17 protein-coding genes are annotated in these 16,513 nt (G+C 37.8%); 10 read left to right on the forward strand and 7 right to left on the reverse strand.

Annotation, left to right across the window (positions count from 1 at the left end):
* The first annotated feature begins 9 nt into the window (after positions 1 to 9).
* From ND811_RS09270 to ND811_RS09285, 4 genes are all read left to right on the forward strand, one after another.
* Positions 10 to 954, forward strand: a complete 945-nt coding sequence (locus ND811_RS09270; RefSeq protein ID WP_265351650.1) for a bile acid:sodium symporter family protein — start codon at positions 10 to 12, stop codon at positions 952 to 954.
* 34 nt (positions 955 to 988) lie between these two features.
* On the forward strand, positions 989 to 1,150 hold the full coding sequence (gene rpmG, locus ND811_RS09275) for a 50S ribosomal protein L33 (protein WP_081581570.1): 162 nt from the start codon (positions 989 to 991) through the stop codon (positions 1,148 to 1,150).
* 8 nt (positions 1,151 to 1,158) lie between these two features.
* The gene (locus ND811_RS09280) at positions 1,159 to 1,623 is read left to right on the forward strand and encodes a TraR/DksA family transcriptional regulator (RefSeq protein ID WP_265351649.1); all 465 of its coding nucleotides are present in this window, start codon (positions 1,159 to 1,161) and stop codon (positions 1,621 to 1,623) included.
* Positions 1,624 to 1,811: 188 nt separating this feature from the next.
* Positions 1,812 to 3,797: a hypothetical protein gene (locus tag ND811_RS09285; RefSeq protein ID WP_265351648.1), complete on the forward strand. Its 1,986-nt coding sequence runs from the start codon at positions 1,812 to 1,814 to the stop codon at positions 3,795 to 3,797.
* 3 nt (positions 3,798 to 3,800) lie between these two features.
* On the opposite strand, the gene ND811_RS09290 is transcribed toward ND811_RS09285, so the two are convergent.
* Positions 3,801 to 4,295 (reverse strand): DUF4442 domain-containing protein, encoded by a 495-nt coding sequence (locus ND811_RS09290; protein WP_322113457.1) that lies wholly within the window; start codon positions 4,293 to 4,295, stop codon positions 3,801 to 3,803.
* Positions 4,296 to 4,369: 74 nt separating this feature from the next.
* Positions 4,370 to 5,620, reverse strand: a complete 1,251-nt coding sequence (locus ND811_RS09295; RefSeq protein WP_265351646.1) for a methyl-accepting chemotaxis protein — start codon at positions 5,618 to 5,620, stop codon at positions 4,370 to 4,372.
* 75 nt (positions 5,621 to 5,695) lie between these two features.
* Between ND811_RS09295 and ND811_RS09300 the strand changes: the two genes are divergently transcribed.
* Entirely contained in the window at positions 5,696 to 6,100 is a 405-nt protein-coding gene (locus ND811_RS09300; protein ID WP_265351645.1) for a hypothetical protein, read from the forward strand.
* A gap of 21 nt (positions 6,101 to 6,121) precedes the next feature.
* On the forward strand, positions 6,122 to 6,493 hold the full coding sequence (locus ND811_RS09305) for a PAS domain-containing protein (RefSeq protein WP_265351644.1): 372 nt from the start codon (positions 6,122 to 6,124) through the stop codon (positions 6,491 to 6,493).
* An 8-nt stretch (positions 6,494 to 6,501) separates the two neighbouring features.
* On the opposite strand, the gene ND811_RS09310 is transcribed toward ND811_RS09305, so the two are convergent.
* From ND811_RS09310 to ND811_RS09320, 3 genes are all read right to left on the reverse strand, one after another.
* Positions 6,502 to 7,920: a phosphopantetheine-binding protein gene (locus tag ND811_RS09310; protein ID WP_265351643.1), complete on the reverse strand. Its 1,419-nt coding sequence runs from the start codon at positions 7,918 to 7,920 to the stop codon at positions 6,502 to 6,504.
* A gap of 62 nt (positions 7,921 to 7,982) precedes the next feature.
* Positions 7,983 to 9,728 carry an LruC domain-containing protein gene (locus ND811_RS09315; protein ID WP_265351642.1) on the reverse strand — a complete coding sequence of 582 codons (1,746 nt, stop codon included), beginning with the start codon at positions 9,726 to 9,728 and terminating at the stop codon, positions 7,983 to 7,985.
* 178 nt (positions 9,729 to 9,906) lie between these two features.
* Complete coding sequence (locus ND811_RS09320) at positions 9,907 to 10,632, reverse strand: ubiquinone/menaquinone biosynthesis methyltransferase (protein ID WP_265351962.1); 726 nt, start codon at positions 10,630 to 10,632, stop codon at positions 9,907 to 9,909.
* 151 nt (positions 10,633 to 10,783) lie between these two features.
* Between ND811_RS09320 and ND811_RS09325 the strand changes: the two genes are divergently transcribed.
* Together ND811_RS09325 and ND811_RS09330 are read left to right on the forward strand one after the other, a co-directional pair.
* Positions 10,784 to 11,113 carry a MotA/TolQ/ExbB proton channel family protein gene (locus ND811_RS09325; RefSeq protein WP_265351641.1) on the forward strand — a complete coding sequence of 110 codons (330 nt, stop codon included), beginning with the start codon at positions 10,784 to 10,786 and terminating at the stop codon, positions 11,111 to 11,113.
* The gene (locus ND811_RS09330; protein ID WP_265351640.1) at positions 11,110 to 11,505 is read left to right on the forward strand and encodes an ExbD/TolR family protein; all 396 of its coding nucleotides are present in this window, start codon (positions 11,110 to 11,112) and stop codon (positions 11,503 to 11,505) included. Before ND811_RS09325 ends, ND811_RS09330 begins: the two co-directional genes overlap by 4 nt.
* On the opposite strand, the gene ND811_RS09335 is transcribed toward ND811_RS09330, so the two are convergent.
* Together ND811_RS09335 and ND811_RS09340 are read right to left on the reverse strand one after the other, a co-directional pair.
* Positions 11,489 to 13,489 (reverse strand): PAS domain-containing sensor histidine kinase, encoded by a 2,001-nt coding sequence (locus ND811_RS09335; protein ID WP_265351639.1) that lies wholly within the window; start codon positions 13,487 to 13,489, stop codon positions 11,489 to 11,491. The genes ND811_RS09330 and ND811_RS09335 overlap by 17 nt on opposite strands.
* A complete protein-coding gene (locus tag ND811_RS09340; RefSeq protein WP_265351638.1) occupies positions 13,486 to 14,613 on the reverse strand; it encodes a PP2C family protein-serine/threonine phosphatase in 1,128 nt (375 codons plus the stop codon). The genes ND811_RS09335 and ND811_RS09340 overlap by 4 nt, the downstream gene beginning before the upstream one ends.
* Before the next feature lie 82 nt (positions 14,614 to 14,695).
* Between ND811_RS09340 and dinB the strand changes: the two genes are divergently transcribed.
* Together dinB and ND811_RS09350 are read left to right on the forward strand one after the other, a co-directional pair.
* The gene (gene dinB / locus ND811_RS09345) at positions 14,696 to 15,772 is read left to right on the forward strand and encodes a DNA polymerase IV (protein WP_265351637.1); all 1,077 of its coding nucleotides are present in this window, start codon (positions 14,696 to 14,698) and stop codon (positions 15,770 to 15,772) included.
* A 3-nt stretch (positions 15,773 to 15,775) separates the two neighbouring features.
* Positions 15,776 to 16,477 (forward strand): alpha/beta hydrolase, encoded by a 702-nt coding sequence (locus ND811_RS09350; protein WP_265351636.1) that lies wholly within the window; start codon positions 15,776 to 15,778, stop codon positions 16,475 to 16,477.
* The last annotated feature ends 36 nt before the right edge of the window (positions 16,478 to 16,513 follow it).

Raw genomic sequence — 16,513 nt, forward strand, 5'->3', positions numbered from 1 at the left:
AGGTAAACTATGGTCACTCAAATTTCGAAACTGATTGTTACTGCATTTCCAATAGTTCTTCTTTTCGTTTCAGGGATTGGATTTCTATTCCCGGAAAAGATCATTTGGTTCAAAGGCCCTTGGATCACTTATAGCCTTGGTGCCATCATGCTTGGGATGGGACTCACTTTGGAGGCTGCAGATTTTATTCGAATCTTAAAACAGCCAAAATCAATTCTCATTGGAACTATCTTGCAATATACGATCATGCCAACACTTGGGTATTTTCTTGGACATTTATTCCAATTACCGGAGGCATTTGCTGTAGGACTCATCCTTGTTTCCTGTTGTCCTGGTGGCACCGCATCTAATGTAATTGCGTTTTTATCCAAAGCGGATGTACCACTCAGTGTTACCCTAACTTCTGTTTCCACGATCCTTGGAATTTTAATGACTCCTTTACTTGTGGCCTTTCTGATCGGTAGTCGTTTGGAGATCGACCGCTTAGGTCTTATTTTCACTACCTTTCAAGTGATTTTAGTCCCTGTTGGTTTGGGATTATTTTTAAAAACTAATTTCCCAAAACTCACAAAGGAAATCCAAGAAGTCTTTCCCGTACTCTCTGTACTTTTGATTGCCATGATCGTTGCTTCCATCATTGCCAGTGGGAAAGAGACCATCCTTCAATCAGACTTCCGTATTTTCTTTGCAGTTATCCTTTTGCATTTGGGTGGGTTTGGGTTCGGTGGGATTTTTAGTTGGTATTTGACAAAGAATGCAAAAACAGCAAAAACCATTTCCATCGAAGTTGGGATGCAGAATTCGGGCCTTGGGGCAGTGCTTGCGAGAACCCATTTTTTGGATCCAAATACCGCAATCCCTAGTGCTTTATCGAGTCTGACCCATTCACTCCTCGGGAGTTTATTTGCGACCTATTTCCGAAAGGAATCGAAAAAACCCACTATTGTCGATTGACTATATATGGGGTCGGTACGTCATGGCATAAATTATGAGAGAAATCATAAAACTAACCTGTGTCCCATGTGCGATACCTGGGCGGTCAAATTACTTCCAGACTAAAAACAAGAAGACTAAGTCGGAAAAACTTGTGACTAAAAAATATTGCAAATTTTGCAAATCACATACGGATCACAAGGAAACTAAAGTCTAAGGGATAAGATGCCTAAACCAGCTGCAAAATCTTCATCAGAGAAGGGAGTGGACAAAAAGTTCATTGAAGAGGTGCGAGAGCTCCTCCAAGAGAAAAAAGAGTCCCTCTTAATCAAACTCAACCAGTGGGAAGACACGAGTTCTCCTTCTGGATTGAAAGAGATGGGTGATATTGCTGATATCGCATCCGAACTCAATTCAGAAGCTTTAACTTCTGTTTTGACCGAAAACGAAATTGAAACTTTGCGCGAGATTGAACTTGCGTTAGAAAAGATTGAAAACGGAACCTATGGGATCTGCGAAGGAACAAAGAAAAAAATCCCTCTCGCAAGGCTCAAGGCCATCCCGTGGACAAGATTTACTGTGGAGTTTGCAGAACAAATGGCGAAAAGCCGTAACCGTGCCGGTGGATACCGCATGGATTCTCTTTCTGCTTATCCCGTAACCGGAATGGATGTGGATTCTCTGGACTAAGAGAATCCTTACTTCTTCTTTTATCTTCTAGAATTCTCTCTCTATCTTTAATTTTACAATTGATTCCACGCGCCCATCACTAAACTCTTTCTATCGTGAGTTTTCTAGGCCGCCTTCGCTCCTTACCGTTCTTTGATCTCCTTTTCTTTTTTTCTTGTATTTTTTTAGTTTGGAACCTCCACCGGTATGTGGAACCAGTTCCCGTTTCCTCTTTTTATCCTTCCTTCCTTTTGCAATTTTCTTTTGGTTTTTTTCCGCAAATGTACCAGAGAAAATGGGGAAGGATTTTTACAGCTTTCGGAGTCTTTACTTTCTTACGACTGCCATATCTATCGGGTTTACCCATGTTGGGTTCTTATCAGTTGGTAGGATTGTTTCTTGGTGCGATCCTTGGCATCTGGACTAGAGAAATCATCCTTGTACTACTGGGTAGAAATGAAATCGCACTTCCCAAACAGTCGGAACAAATTTTGACAGACTGGATGATTCGTAATCCCACAGGCAAATCCAACCTTCCTCTTTGGTATTCCACCTACTTTGGGTTTGTATTGTTTTTTTTGATTCTCACTGTGCTTTGTTTTTTCCAATACCAGGGTCTGGGTTTGGTGTCAGGTCTTGGAATCCAAGAATATTTATACTTTCCCTCACTTTCTTCTCGGGAAGCGATGGGCCTTTCTTGTAAAATTTTAGTTCCAGTTTCTCTTGTAGTTGTGTATCTTTTTTCGGAAGAAAGATCCATGCCTACACCATCTAAGGATAGTTTGTCGGAACAACTTAGATTTGGGATTTTTCTGGGTTTTGGTATCAATATACTTGTTATGTGCATCCAATCTGTATGGAGTTTGAAGTTTTTTTCTGAAGGAACTTTAGAAAGTGTGAGTGCGGGTCGTAGTACAGGTCTTTTACAAGATTCAGGTTCTGCTTCATGGATTTTGCCGGTTCTATCATTATTATGGATTTCGAAACTTGTAAATAATTGGCGTAAATCCAAAGAGAGATTCAGTTTGGTTTTTGCTATTTTAACTTTCTTTTTGGTAACTTGGCTCGGATTAAAACAAGGGAAAGCATTTTGGGTGATTTGGTCTATTTCTATTGCCATTGGCATAATACACCTAACGACAGATATATGGATTGTATCCATTACTAAAAAAAGAATCATGCGGGTTGGAATGTATTTATTAATTCCCATTCTTGGTTTTTTTGCTTTATATGGGCTCAGTTTTTTACAAAAAGATTGGGATCTAGTTGAGTTATCCAAAAGAACCATGACAACCATACCTGTTTGGAAGTCGGATCCATATTTAGCTTTAAAAAGAATGGATGTTGTCAGAGCGGAACTTCTGACCATTTGTATGGAAGGTATCAAAAACAATCCTTGGCTCGGAAATGGAATTGGATCTTTCCCACTTGCGATGTTAGATCCTTTCCGCATAGGTACAAAAACATCGAGCCCATTAATCGACTTTCCCCCCAATTTTTATCTTTGGTTGTTGCATGATTTGGGAATTCTCGGGGCCGCAGTATTTTTATTTTATATTGGATTGTTCCTATGGGAGAGAGGGCTTTGGAAACAAACCTTACTTCTGGTTTTACCGCTTTTTTTTGGAGTTCAATTCCAAAATTCTGATGGGGCCTTCCTATGTTTTTATTTGGTTCTTTTTGGAGAAAAAGGATCGGGGTATTCGCCTTCATTTGAAAAGTTTAGAAAAACCATTTGGTTTTCCCCTTTGCTCCTGATCCTTTCTATAGGTTTACCGGTAAACTATGCATTATTTTATTCGCAAAGGTATTGGGATTTTGGGATTGGTTCTGAGTTTCGAAAAACACAGCTAAAAGAATTCCAAACTGCTGCTACATTACCTCCAAGAGCACCTAACTTTAAATATGAGTTTCACGGGAAGGTTTGGGAATGGAAACTTTCTGAATTTGGTCAATCAAGGTCAGGAAGAATTTTTTTAGAAACAAACGACAAAAGCCCTGTTGTGGAAATTTTGTTTTTAAATTCAGATCGAAACATCATAAAACAAGAGTTATTCACCGAATCTAAGCAAGGATATGGATGGACTGGAGAATGCCCTAAAGGAGCATCCTTTGTCAGATTAAAATCTAGATCTAAATTAGAATTCCGGTTGCCCAGGTCTCAGTTTGATGGGAACAACCGAATCCAGTTTTAAAACTTAAACCAATCTTCGAATGTATAAATCCTTGGTGATTTTGGAGACGGTTTTCCCATCTTCACCAACAACTTCTGTTTCATAGGTTCGAATGGTTTTTTTCTCTTTTTTTAAAAGCTCTTTTAGATCTTCAAACTCACTGTTGGGGATATGGAAGGTGGCGGTAACTGTTCCTTCTCCGGGTTTGACAAAATCAATTTTTGCACCTTTGTCCCAAACCATATAATCTTTTCCAAGATTCATCATCAGTAAAAACATAAAGAAGGGATCGCACATGGAGTAAAGAGATCCTCCGAAATGGGTGCCCACATAATTCGTGTTTGATAATATAAGAGGCATTGTAACTACCATAGTATTTTTGTCTACGAGCTTTGGCAGTATATTTGCACCTTCATAGGGTTTGAACATGCGAAATGCTTGTTCGAACCCGTAGGTTTGTTCTAAAAAATGCCACAAGGGATGGACTTTGTATTCCAAGAGAATTTCTCTGTGTCTCATAAACACAAGGTTCAAAAATATAGAACGACTGGTCTACTATTTCTTCTTGCTATTAACAATGAAATTGAAAAAAATTACGACCTCTGTAAACCTAAAAGTTCGTCTGTGTCGTTCGAAATTTCACCTAATTTACTTTTCATACTAAAACTAAGTTGTAGGATTTCTTGTTGGGCATCTAGAATTTCCTCAGATTCTCTTTGGATCGTATCAGAAAGTGTTTGGATATCTTCTAAATTCGTATGTATCGTGATGATTTCGCCATAAACTTCACCTGAGGTATCTCTTACTCTTTCCGCTACATCATCCAGTGTTTTTGCCTTGGAAAGGATCGCACCCCCTCTTGATTTTAATTCTTGAATGGATTGAATGACCTCGGCAATGGTTCCGTGAACAATATGAATTTCATTTGCGATGAACTGAAAAGCATTACTAGATTCTGAACCTAATTTTTCTGCTTTTCCATAATCACTTACGTTCTCTTTGAGGATCTTTGTGATTTGTTTTGCATTGTTGGCAGTCATTGTTGATAGTTTTCCAATTTCATCAGCAATCACAGTAAATCCTTTCCCGTCGGTACCTGAATGCGTTGCTTCGATAGCAGCATTAATCGCAAGTAAGTTCGTTTCTTTGGAAACTCCATTGATAAGGTCAATGAGTTTTAAAATACTACCAGAGGATTCACTAAACTTTTTAATCGTTTTATTTGTATCTTCTACTTTCAATCGACCATCTTTACTTAAAAATACTAAATTCTCCATCGTTTCATTTCTACTTTGGATTTCTGCAATGACGATGTTTACAATATCAAACATGATATTGATTTCTTCAGATGTTTTCCCAACGGCATCCATTAGTTTCACTTCTTCTAATGCTAGTTGTGAAACAATCTTATATACATTATTGATATCTTGTCCAATAGTGTGAATTTTATCATTCAAATCTAAGATATGTCCTGAGATTGTGTCCATTCTTTCTTTGACAGAAGAACAGTGTTGCAAAAGGGAATCAGAAAAATCGTTAATATCGATCCCGCATCCTGAAAGTAGAAGTACTGGGTCTACCGTTTGGGATTTGGATCCTACCAACGTTTTGATTATTTTACGTTTTTTATAAAGTATAAAAAAGGAAAAAACAGTGAGTAAAACGATTCCACCACTCATAATTATGGAGAACGAAGTGGGAGAGGTAATCAATCCAGATTGTAATATGATTGTAATCGAAAAAACAATCAGGATTAATACTAAGTAAATTTCTAAACGAATGATTTTCGGATAAATATCATATTTTTCGTTTTCTATTTCACGTTTAATTTTATTATTTCTCATTAATTAATCGAAATGCACTTTTTTTAAATTTTTTCTAGAGAAATTGTTACATTCCTCGATCTAATCCTTTAGACTATGATATTTACTAAAAGGGAAATTGACGAACACTTTCCTCTGGCCGAACGTTTGCGTTTGGAAAAAGCGAAATCTCAAAACTCCGTCATTTATTGGATCAATGAGTTGGTTCGCAACCAAGTGCGTGGTGCAGAAGATGTTACTAGCCTCATAGAGGTGACAAAAGATTTAATTGCTCAGGTAGAAGCATTGTATGCAGAAAAGGAAAATTCATTTTCCAATGGAACAACAATTCAGTCCAATCATTCAGAAGCTGAGTTATTAAAAGACCAACTAGCCAGCTTATACGAAGAGAAGGAAATGTTGTTCTCGAAAACCAAAACAAATTCTATGGAAGAGGTAATCGCCCTTATCCAAGGAATGGAAGAACAATTGAATTCTATGTATTCTGAATACGAAACTTAAAAAAAATTAGGAACTAAATTGATGAGCAAATTTATAGACACAAATACTTTTGGCAAACTTGGAACATTGACACAGACCGATGCGGATGCGGCACCTTTTGGCATTGTGAAGGTTGATAATAACGGAAAAATTCTATTGTATAATAAATACGAGTCAGAACTTGCCAATGTACCGATACAAACTGCTGTAGGGAAAAACTTCTTTACTGAAGTTGCAATTTGTACGAATAACAGAATTTTTTATGGAAGATTTAAAGAAGGAATGGTCACAGGAGACTTAGACATTGCCTTTAATTATGTGTTCACTTATAAAATGAAACCTACCAATGTGGTTATTCATTTGTATCATGATAAATCATCAGATACAAATTGGATTTTTGTCAAACTGAGGTAACGAATCTTTTACTTTAATAAGTAGAGTTTTTCTTTAAGATACTCTTCGATCCCGGAGAGACTGGCAAAGTAACTCGTTTGTTTGTCTTCTTCTGGGATTTTGTGTTCTATTTTTCTTTCTAACTTTAAGATGAGTTCTGTATATTGAATCGAATCCATCCCATAATCGTAAACTAAATGTTTATTTTCTTCTGGCTTTAACCCAAGGATTGATTCTAAAATTTCCCTAACACTAAAATGGGAATCGATTTGTTTTTGATTTTTCAAAATTGATATCTGATTTTGAATTTGTCGGTAATGTTCGTTACAAAGTTTGGTGATGGTTGGATAGTCCGGTTTCCCATTGGGAAGTTTTGGAATCGATTCTTTTTGTAATACAACTCTAGGAACATGGCTATCCGGAAGTTCCTTTCTTAAGTTCTCTAAAATTTCTGACGTAGGCAACTGACTTGTACAAAATAGACCGATGGTTTCCCCAAATCCAAAATTGTCTTTTACCGGTACACATAGAAATTCACCAGGTAGGGCAAGCCCCAAAATTTCAGATTCTATTCGATCTAAAGAAACTCGTTTCCCGTTGTGTTTAATGATTCTATCTTTTCTTCCTAAAAGAAACCATCCCAGCTCGGACCAATTGCCTAAATCACCCGTCGGATAATACGCGTTTAATGACAAACTATGTTTGGTCCAACCCTCTTTTTCCAACAGAAAAGATTCAAGGGAAAGAAACGGACTTTGTATTTGTAATTCGGTTTCCTCTGGTCCAGATTCGGATTTGAATTTTGTTTGGATTGTGGGAAGGATTTGGAATCTATTTTGCCGGAGTGGGTCCCTGTAACCGATTCCCCCGGTTTCGGTAGAACCGTAAATTTCGAGTACAGAGATCCCTCCCTTGTCGCGCAAACTTCGAGACAGAGGAACTGGGAATTTCATTCCAGAAACAACAGCAGATTCTGGGAGTGGATTTCCTAAAGATAAAATAGATTGTAATTTTGGAGCAGAAGTGATCCAGAGTTTTCTATTTTCTGATGAGGGTGATACATCAATAGAGACACCGAACCGTTTTGGTAATAAGTAACCCCAAAGTAAACCGTAGAGGTGACAGAGAGGCACTTGCACATGAACCGTGCCTATATTCTCATAAAGAGATTGGATTTCCGTTTTTTTTTCCCAATAAACCAGCTCTTCTTCGATCTCGTTCCATTGTTTGACAACCATTTTGGGGAGGCCAGTGGATCCCGAAGTCACAAGGCAAAAGGACTTTTTCGTTTCAAGGAATGGGAGGGGGAAGGCAGATAAATGTTCTTCGAGTTTGGTCCCTTTCCAGAGTGGATCCACAAGGATAGGATTTTGCTGGGACACTAAATCGAATTCGAAGTTTCCGGAAAGAAAATACTCGTTGTTTGCGAATCGAAGGACAGAGGCCATAAAACAAAAATCCTTCCCCTAGAGAACAGAGGAAGGATTTCTTAGGAAAGTTAGATTTATATTTAAGCTGCTTGTTGTTTTTCCAAACGCTTTTTCATTAGGAATCCAAGAGCTGCTCCCACAACGATCAAACTTGCCGACACTTCGAAAGCATTTTTGCGAACTGCTTTCAGTAGGTAAGCAGAAAAACCATTGTCTGCATAGAAGTCACTCACCCTTACAACGTAAGAAGGACGGTTCGGTGCTGGGATTTGGTCTACATGTAAATACCAATCCTTATGTGCGACACCATTCGAATGCATCCAAGAGTTAAAGAAGATATAACCAGATGTGGATGGTTTACGAATGTCTGCCCCTTCTGTTGGGTGGTTGAAAACTCCCGGAACTACAATAGCCCAAGGAAAACCACTTTTATCTAAGAAGGAGTCCTTACCATTTGCATCTTTATAATAACCTGGACGGTAGATTTGTCTAAACACTCCATCTGTCTTCTGATTGATCGCTAAGAAGTAATTTAGGTGTCCACCTACTAAGTTTTTAGTTACATTCAAATCCACTGGTTCTTCAAACGTAATGGTAACATTGGCAGTCACTCCACGCACAAAGTCATTGATCGTAAAAGTGGTTCCGGCACTAGGAGCATTTTTTTTACCAAATAATGTTTTGTCAGAACTTGGAAGAAGAAGGATTCCTCGTTTGAGTTGCGCTGCGTTTAAATTCCCTCCAGTGCAATCACCAGCTACATTTGCCGTATATTTAGGTGCAGACGCACAGCCATTCCAAGGATTTCCACTTCCGTCTACGTAACTGACTTGTACGTTTGCGTTTGTTGGAACATCTAAAGAAAGTCGTAATTCGTGGTTGTATCCTGCACCTTTAGCGACGTGAGTATAAGTTCCACGAATCGTCTTAACTTTGTTTGTTGGAGTTTTGTCCATCTCTGTTGTGAAAATAGTAGAATGGTCATTTAGATCTGCATCTCCTGCGGAAGGATACATATCTTCGAAGGCAATCGTGTATCTACCGGATCTAGCAGTGGAGGCAAGACTTGGATCCTCTGGAAATTCATCGTAAACATTGGCAATTCCATCACAATCTGTATCAACCGCTTGCACACATCCATTCACAGGTTGAAAATTAGTTGTATCAACATTGACTACAGGAGCCACAACGACAGTTCCTTCTGCTCCATTGCCAGTTGCCGGTTGTTGTACTGGAGCCGTTCCTGTAATTTCCACCACTTCCCCTGTGGTTGGATTCACTCCCACTACGCTAATTTCTACGGTGGTTACTGTGGGAGGAACACTCACAGGAATCGTTGCTGAACCGTTGGAATCAGTGGTTCCTGTTCCCACAACGTTTGGTTCTCCTGTGGTTGTCGTTTCTGTGACAGTCACAGGTGCATTTGCTACCGGACCGGACTCGTTAGAAACAACGACGGTCACAGGGACAGTGACGTTGGTTTCAAAATTAAAATTTCCACCATTGGTTTGGTCTACAACAACCACTGTTGTTTCATTGTTCACAGTAGTGGGTGCTGGGGTGACTACTTCTGGGGTGGTTGTGGTTTGGTTCCCATTTGTAGTATCGCCTGTAGTATTCCCTTCAGGTGCTGTCACTTGTGTTGGGTCGGTAGTTTCTAAACCGACTACAGTAAATGTGCCATCGCCAGTGCTTGCTGCTTCTGCTTTGGTCTCCGTGGAACCGTCTCCTAGGCCCAAAAAGGGAAGGAGCAATAGACCTTTCTTTTTATTGGAGCAATCCAAAATTAAGAGAGGAATTGATAAAAGAACTAACCATCGTTTCATGTTGAAATTTCCTATTGTATAGGGAATTAAACGACAAAAGTTAGAAAAAATCAACGGGTATTTGAAAAAATTTAGGGAAATCCATTGGATTTTTTGGGGAAAGTACGAACACGGATCAAAAAAAAGAATAAAACGACAAAGAAATCAGACATAAGTCCTGACTCTATGTCGTATAACTTCAGTTTGTCGCTAAATGGGCTACTGCATTGCCAAAGACAAAATTTTGAAATCGAACCTCTCGAAATCCCAATTCCTTTAAAATTTGGGCCAAGGACTCTTGGTCGGGATAAACCTTGGATGAATGAGGAAGATAATCGAACATCTCATTTGCTTTTCCGTAGAGTAAATACCCAAAAATTGGCACAATTTTGAAAAAGTAAAAGTCTGCAAAGAATTTGAGAAATTTGGGCCTTACGCGTCCTACATCCAAATTGACAAAAACTCCATCTTTCTTTAACACTCGTTTGATCTCAAGAAGGCATTGTTTTAAATCAGAAACATTACGCAGACCAAACCCCATAGTCACAATATCAAAACTGTTATCGGCAAATTGGCTTAGGTTCATTGCATCTCCAATGAGGAGTTGGACCCTTGGATCTTTTGGGATCTTGTGGATGGCAAAGGACAACATTTTTTCCGAAAAATCAAGGCCTACCACTCGCTCCAGGTTTTGGTCCTTGGAAAGCCGAAGAGTGATGTCTCCTGTTCCGCAACAGAGGTCTAAGGCCGATTTAGCCGCAGGAACGCTCTTTTTGGCCTCTTTTACTACCCAATCTTTCCAACTGCGATGGAGAAAAAAACTATTCCAATCATTAAAACGATCATAGGCTTTCGCGATTCCATCAAAATTGGTTCTTACATATTCGGGTTTCTTTTCCTGGGATGGGAGTTGGTATTGGTTCATAGAGGTCGATACATCCATGAATTGGACATTTTCAATTCCCGCAATTTTGATTTTTGTTCTTCTTTTTTGTTTTTCTCTCACCTCGTTTTATTTTTTCTTCCGAATTTTCTTTGGTTTAAGGAAATTAGAGGACAAGGATTTTCGCTTTAAAGTGTTTCCGAAAGAACCGACGGAATCGGAAGTCGAATTGTTTTTTTCTCCCCTAGAAAGAACCATCCGTTGGTTTCCTACGATTGCTTCTCTTTCAATGCTTCTGGGGCTTTTAGGTACTGTCATAGGAATTAACTCTGCTTTTGGTGCAATGGAGGTGCAAGGGAAAGTAAGTTTAGAGGTTCTCGCTGGTGGAATTAAGGATGCGCTAAACACAACAATTGTGGGTCTTCTTGTGGCGATCCCTTCTTTGTATTTTCACCGATTTGCAGAAAACAAAATCAGATATATTTCTGAGCTAATGGTAAAGGATTTTTCAAATCAAGGATGAAACTCCGTAAATCAAGTTCAGATTCGTCGATTGATATTAGTAGTCTTATCGATGTATTATTTATATTATTAATTTTTCTCATGTTAGCCGTTCGGTTTACGGAGACAACCTCTACTCTGCAATTGGATCTTCCAAGAACTAAAACAGAGTCCATAGGTGAAGAAAATCCTGCCTTCAAAATTCAAATCAATCATTTAGGTATGGTTTTTTTCGATGGTAAAGAAACATCGAAAGATTCGTTACCAAAAATGATTCCAGAAAACGAGGATGAGAAATCTTCCATCGTTTTGGAAGTAGATAAAAAAGCAATTTTTGAAGACTTTGTTTTTGTGACAGATCTTTTAAAGGCAAAAGGTTATCAAAAGATAAATATCATCACTCAGAAGGATTAGAGGATTGCACTAAATCGATTAAAAATTTGTATTTTTTATTTTTCACTTTTTGTTCCAAGATATTTTTCCCCTTATCCTCTGTTTGTATTTTATCTAATAAACCAATCAACTGACCGAAGTTTTGGATTCGTATTAATTGTAAGATTTCTTTCTTTAATTCTGGAGCAGATGTGTTTAGAAATGTTTGCACAAATTCTACTTCAGGTTCATCTAACTTTTGGGTTTGTTCCAGCTGGTTAGTGTGAGTAGGACCAATTTTTGATTTTTGTATTAATGGTTCCGGAATGACTTCTAGTTTAGTTAATGGGATTTCAAACCAAAATTCAGAACCTTCACCGAGGTTACTGTTTACGCTGATAGTTCCTCCTAAAAATTCAACTAACTGATGACAAATGGAAAGTCCGAGACCTGTTCCTTCCTTATAAGAACTGCCTTGTTCCGTTTGTTGGAACGCTTCAAAAATAGAATGCAATTGATCGTTTGGAATACCTATTCCTGTATCGCGGACAATGAACTTAACCATATCAAAATTATGTTCTAGACTGCTTTCGATTTTAATTTCCAAACTTACAGATCCTTGAGTGGTAAATTTCAATGCGTTCCCCAGTAAATTAACGAGTATTTGGCGTATTTTCTGCAAATCGGCAACGTAATAAGAAGATTCTATCGAAGCTGCGTTCAAAAGTTCGAAGCTAATTGATTTTTCTGAAAAACGATAGGAAAACATAGAGAATAAAGTGTCCCATAGCTGCACTAGAGAAAATGGTTCTCTCGTTTCAGTCATTTTACCGGCCTCAATTTTTGATAAATCCAAAATATCATTGATCATTCCAAGTAAATGAACTCCATTTTCGTACAAAGAATCTACATAACCTTTTAGGTGGTTAGGTAAGTTAGGATCCTTTTCTAAAATTTGTGAGAAGCCAATCACTGCATGAAGGGGAGTTCTCAGCTCATGTGTAATTTTCGAAAAGAATACAGACTTAGAGCGGTTTGCTTTGATTGCAGCTTCCACTGCTTTTTGTAGTCGTTTGTTTTGTAATTGAATCTTTTGCGAGTAATCATTTAATTTATCTTCCGCCAGTTTACGGTCGGTGATATCAAAGACTGTTGATTTACTGATTATAAAATTACCAGCTTTATCGTAAGTAGCTGTTGAATTTAAACTTACAAAAAAAGTAGTTTTGTCTTTTCTTACAAATTCTAGTTCTACACCAGTTAGGTTTTCGTTTGGGAAAGAATCAGTGATAAGTTTATATTTGTCTCGACTGCTTTCAGTCAGTAAATCGCAAAATTTAAAATTCCCAACGATGTCTTCACGAGTATAACCTAACCAGTCTAGTTCTGTATCGTTGATTGAAACGATGGTATCATCTTTATCTAGTGAGTGATAACCACAAGGAGCGTTGTTATATAAATCTAAAATCCTTTCATAGGATTTCATTAAATTTTCTTCTGCTATTTTCCTGTTTGTAATATCGTTCCCGATAGACAATACTTCATAAGGATATCCAAACTCATTTTTTAAAATTCGATTCGACCAAGTGACAGTGCGTTTGTCGTTTTCTCCTATAAATACATCATATTCCTGGCGGATGTTTTGTTCTGGTCGGTGAAAGATATTCCATAATTTGGACTTTACCTCGTTTGATTTTTCAAGTGGAATATGAAATAAGTCTAAAACTACATCTTTACCTTCTGCTTCTTCCTTTGATAATTGAAAAAATTCTTCGGCATACGGATTGATGGAATGAATTTTGAAATCGGGACTCCAACGAATGATAATGGAATTAGCAGTATCATAAATATCTTGGTATTGTTTTTCTTTTTCGCGAATGGTTCGTTCGATTTCTTCAGAGTTGTTTAAATTTTTCCTAAAAAGAATTAACCTAAGTTTTTTTTCTCTTCTATAGGCATTGTGATAATAATAAGCTGCAAAAAGCAATCCAGAAGCAATCAAAATTGCTAATAGTTCATCGATCATTTGATTTCCAATAATAACATAGTCATATCATCTGCCACTTTCCCGTTTGAATAAACTAAAACTTCCTCCTGAACTGATTTGAGAAATTCTTTTGAAGGGAGGTGGATTCTATTTTCAATGATTTCAGAAAATTTTATATCACCTAAATATTCCTCGTTTTCATTGGGGACTTCAAACATACCATCGGAGAACAAAAACAAACGATCCCCCGAAATTAAAAAAATATCTTCGTTTTCTGTGTTGAGTTGGTCAGGGAACATCATGAGGCAAAAACCTTTTGTGCCAAGTTTGATGATTCTCTGATCCCGAATTAGAAACATATTATGGTGTCCTGCCATCGAATAGGAAAGTAGATTTTCTTCTGCTTTGTATCTTAAGTAGATGGCACTTATAAAATGTGTACTAATAAGTGGGGTGAGAGTGTTATGGATCCAGTATAAACTTTCGCTAGGTGATAAAAAGGACTTATCCATTGTTTTAAATGTGATGATGGCCATTAGAGATATCATAGCTGCGGCAATTCCGTGGCCAGTCACATCCCCAAATAAAATATCGAGATCACCGGAAGTTAATAAGTCATAGGTGATCAGATCACCACCGACCAAATCCATAGGTTTATAGGAAGTATAAATTTGATAAAGCGGAGAAGGTGGGAACTGAAAGCTGACTAAATTTTCTTGATTCGATCTTGCTAGTTCCAAATCCTTTTGAATTGCTTGTAATAAATCGATTCTCTCTTTTTCTAAAGTTTTGATTTTAATATGAGTTTTGATCCTTGCTAAAATTTCAGATTCTTGAAAGGGTTTTGTAATATAATCAACGGCGCCAGTTTCTAATCCTTTTACAATATCACTCGTTTCATTTAAGGCAGATAAAAAAAGGATAGGGGTGTTTTTTGATCTGTCTATACTAAGCAGTCGTTTGGCGACATCGAGTCCACTGATCCCAGGTAGTAAAATATCAAGTAATATTAAGTCAAAATCGAGTGCCTCAGCAAGCTCTAAGGCATATTCTCCGTCGTATGCAACTGCCACTTCATAACCTTGGTTTAATAAAATATGAGTAATGATTTCAATATTTGTTTCGTTGTCGTCGACTACCAAAATTTTTGCGGCTTGTTTCATAGGCACAATTCATGAAGGATTTGTTAAAAAAAACATTTGGCAAGAGATTTTTGATTTCGTTTGATTCTATAAGACTAGTGAAATGAAAAAGATCATCCACATTGATATGGACGCGTTTTATGCGTCAGTGGAACAAAGAGATTTTCCCGAAATGAGAGGGAAACCTGTTGTTGTGGGTGGTTCTCCGCATTCAAGGGGAGTGGTATGTGCGGCAAGTTACGAGGCAAGAAAGTTTGGAGTTCGATCAGCCATCTCTTGCTTTCAGGCCTATAAACTTTGCCCAAATGCCATATTTACTCCCCCGAGATTCGAAGTTTACAAATCGGTATCTAGAGAAATTAGATCCATTTTTTTAGAATACACGGACCTAGTAGAACCACTATCTTTAGATGAAGCATATTTAGATGTAACCGTTAACAAATTGAATATCCCTCATGCAAGTACCGTTGCCAAAGAAATTAGAAAAAAGATTTTTGAACAAACAGGTCTCACTTGTTCTGCAGGAGTAGCTCAAAATAAATTCTTAGCGAAAATGGCTTCGGAAAAAAACAAACCTAACGGTCTTTATGTGGTTTTGCCAGGTGAAGAAGAAAAATTTTTGGCAGATTTACCTTTATATAATTTTTTCGGGATCGGGAAAAAAACCTATGAACGTCTTTCTCAATTAGGATATACAAAGGGTTCGGAATTACGCAAAGCTGAAGAATCTGTCTTAATCAAAGAATTCGGCAAGATGGGCGCTGTGTTTTATCGAATGGCAAGAGGGCTCGATGACCGGGAGGTGATTCCCTTCCGAGATCCCAAATCGATCGGAGTGGAAACTACCTTTTCACATGATTCTGGTGATTTTTCTTTTTTGATCCTAACATTAGAAACTCTATCTAAGGAATTAGAAAAGAGAATGGGACGTAAAAATAAACAGGGAAAAACACTGACTTTAAAAACAAAATTTGAAGATTTTACAGTAAAACAAAAATCTATTTCTTCCGATTCTGTTTTCTACTTGGCAGACAGCCTTTTCCAACAATCCTCGAATTTGTTGGCAAATGTTTGGAAGGAAAACACAGATCCATTCAAAAAAATCCGGCTATTAGGAATTTCTGTTACCAACTTTGTTTCAGAAACGAAAGACCAGGACCAACCTTCACTCTTCGGTTAAACTATGTTAGATAATGAAAATGAATTAGAACCTCTTGGACCTTTACAAGTACTGCGAGTAAAGGGAGACATTGATGCACCAACAGTAGTATTATTTCATGGTTATGGTGCCAGTGCATTTGATTTATATCCCATCCATGAAGTTTTAGTGACTGATCAAAAATTCAACTGGATTTTCCCACATGGACATTTGAGTGTTCCTCTCATGCCAGGTTATTCAGGTCGGGCTTGGTTTCCGATTGATATGGCTTCTTTGGAAGAAGCAATCCGCAAAAATGATTTCAGGAATTTTGCAGACAAAGATCCAGAAGGGATGGATGTTGCAAGAGAAGCTGTTTATTTAATGTTAGATGCTCTAGGTGTTCCTTGGAATCAATTAATACTTGGTGGGTTTTCCCAAGGTGCCATGCTTGCCACAGATATAACACTTAGAAAAGAGGAAATATCTAAGGGACTTATGATTCTTTCTGGTGCTCTGGTCAACGAATCACTTTGGAAAGAATTGGCTCCCCAAAAATCTATTTTACGTTTTTTCCAATCCCACGGGGAATTTGACCCTATCCTTAGTTATGCGAATGCAAAAAAACTGGAAAAGTTACTTCGTAATGCAGGCCTTCTGGGTGAATTCATTGCTTTTAGTGGTGGTCACGAAATACCAGCACCTGTGATTCAAGGAATCAGTCGTTATTTGAATAGTTTATCTTAAATTTTCCGCTTGGTATACCAATTCGGATCAGTCTAA

Origin of the sequence: Leptospira soteropolitanensis (genome assembly GCF_026151655.1) — a bacterium.
Lineage (GTDB): Bacteria > Spirochaetota > Leptospiria > Leptospirales > Leptospiraceae > Leptospira_A > Leptospira_A soteropolitanensis.

Excerpts from the sequence above, each read along its gene's own strand:
- ND811_RS09330 (WP_265351640.1), top strand. The coding sequence starts at position 11,110 with ATGAAACTCCGTAAATCAAGTTCAGATTCGTCGATTGATATTAGTAGT.
- ND811_RS09310 (WP_265351643.1), bottom strand. The coding sequence starts at position 7,920 with ATGGCCTCTGTCCTTCGATTCGCAAACAACGAGTATTTTCTTTCCGGA.
- rpmG (WP_081581570.1), top strand. The coding sequence starts at position 989 with ATGAGAGAAATCATAAAACTAACCTGTGTCCCATGTGCGATACCTGGG.
- ND811_RS09280 (WP_265351649.1), top strand. The coding sequence starts at position 1,159 with ATGCCTAAACCAGCTGCAAAATCTTCATCAGAGAAGGGAGTGGACAAA.
- ND811_RS09320 (WP_265351962.1), bottom strand. The coding sequence starts at position 10,632 with ATGAACCAATACCAACTCCCATCCCAGGAAAAGAAACCCGAATATGTA.
- ND811_RS09270 (WP_265351650.1), top strand. The coding sequence starts at position 10 with ATGGTCACTCAAATTTCGAAACTGATTGTTACTGCATTTCCAATAGTT.
- ND811_RS09340 (WP_265351638.1), bottom strand. The coding sequence starts at position 14,613 with ATGAAACAAGCCGCAAAAATTTTGGTAGTCGACGACAACGAAACAAAT.
- ND811_RS09315 (WP_265351642.1), bottom strand. The coding sequence starts at position 9,728 with ATGAAACGATGGTTAGTTCTTTTATCAATTCCTCTCTTAATTTTGGAT.
- dinB (WP_265351637.1), top strand. The coding sequence starts at position 14,696 with ATGAAAAAGATCATCCACATTGATATGGACGCGTTTTATGCGTCAGTG.
- ND811_RS09300 (WP_265351645.1), top strand. The coding sequence starts at position 5,696 with ATGATATTTACTAAAAGGGAAATTGACGAACACTTTCCTCTGGCCGAA.
- ND811_RS09295 (WP_265351646.1), bottom strand. The coding sequence starts at position 5,620 with ATGAGAAATAATAAAATTAAACGTGAAATAGAAAACGAAAAATATGAT.
- ND811_RS09350 (WP_265351636.1), top strand. The coding sequence starts at position 15,776 with ATGTTAGATAATGAAAATGAATTAGAACCTCTTGGACCTTTACAAGTA.
- ND811_RS09335 (WP_265351639.1), bottom strand. The coding sequence starts at position 13,489 with ATGATCGATGAACTATTAGCAATTTTGATTGCTTCTGGATTGCTTTTT.
- ND811_RS09305 (WP_265351644.1), top strand. The coding sequence starts at position 6,122 with ATGAGCAAATTTATAGACACAAATACTTTTGGCAAACTTGGAACATTG.
- ND811_RS09290 (WP_322113457.1), bottom strand. The coding sequence starts at position 4,295 with ATGAGACACAGAGAAATTCTCTTGGAATACAAAGTCCATCCCTTGTGG.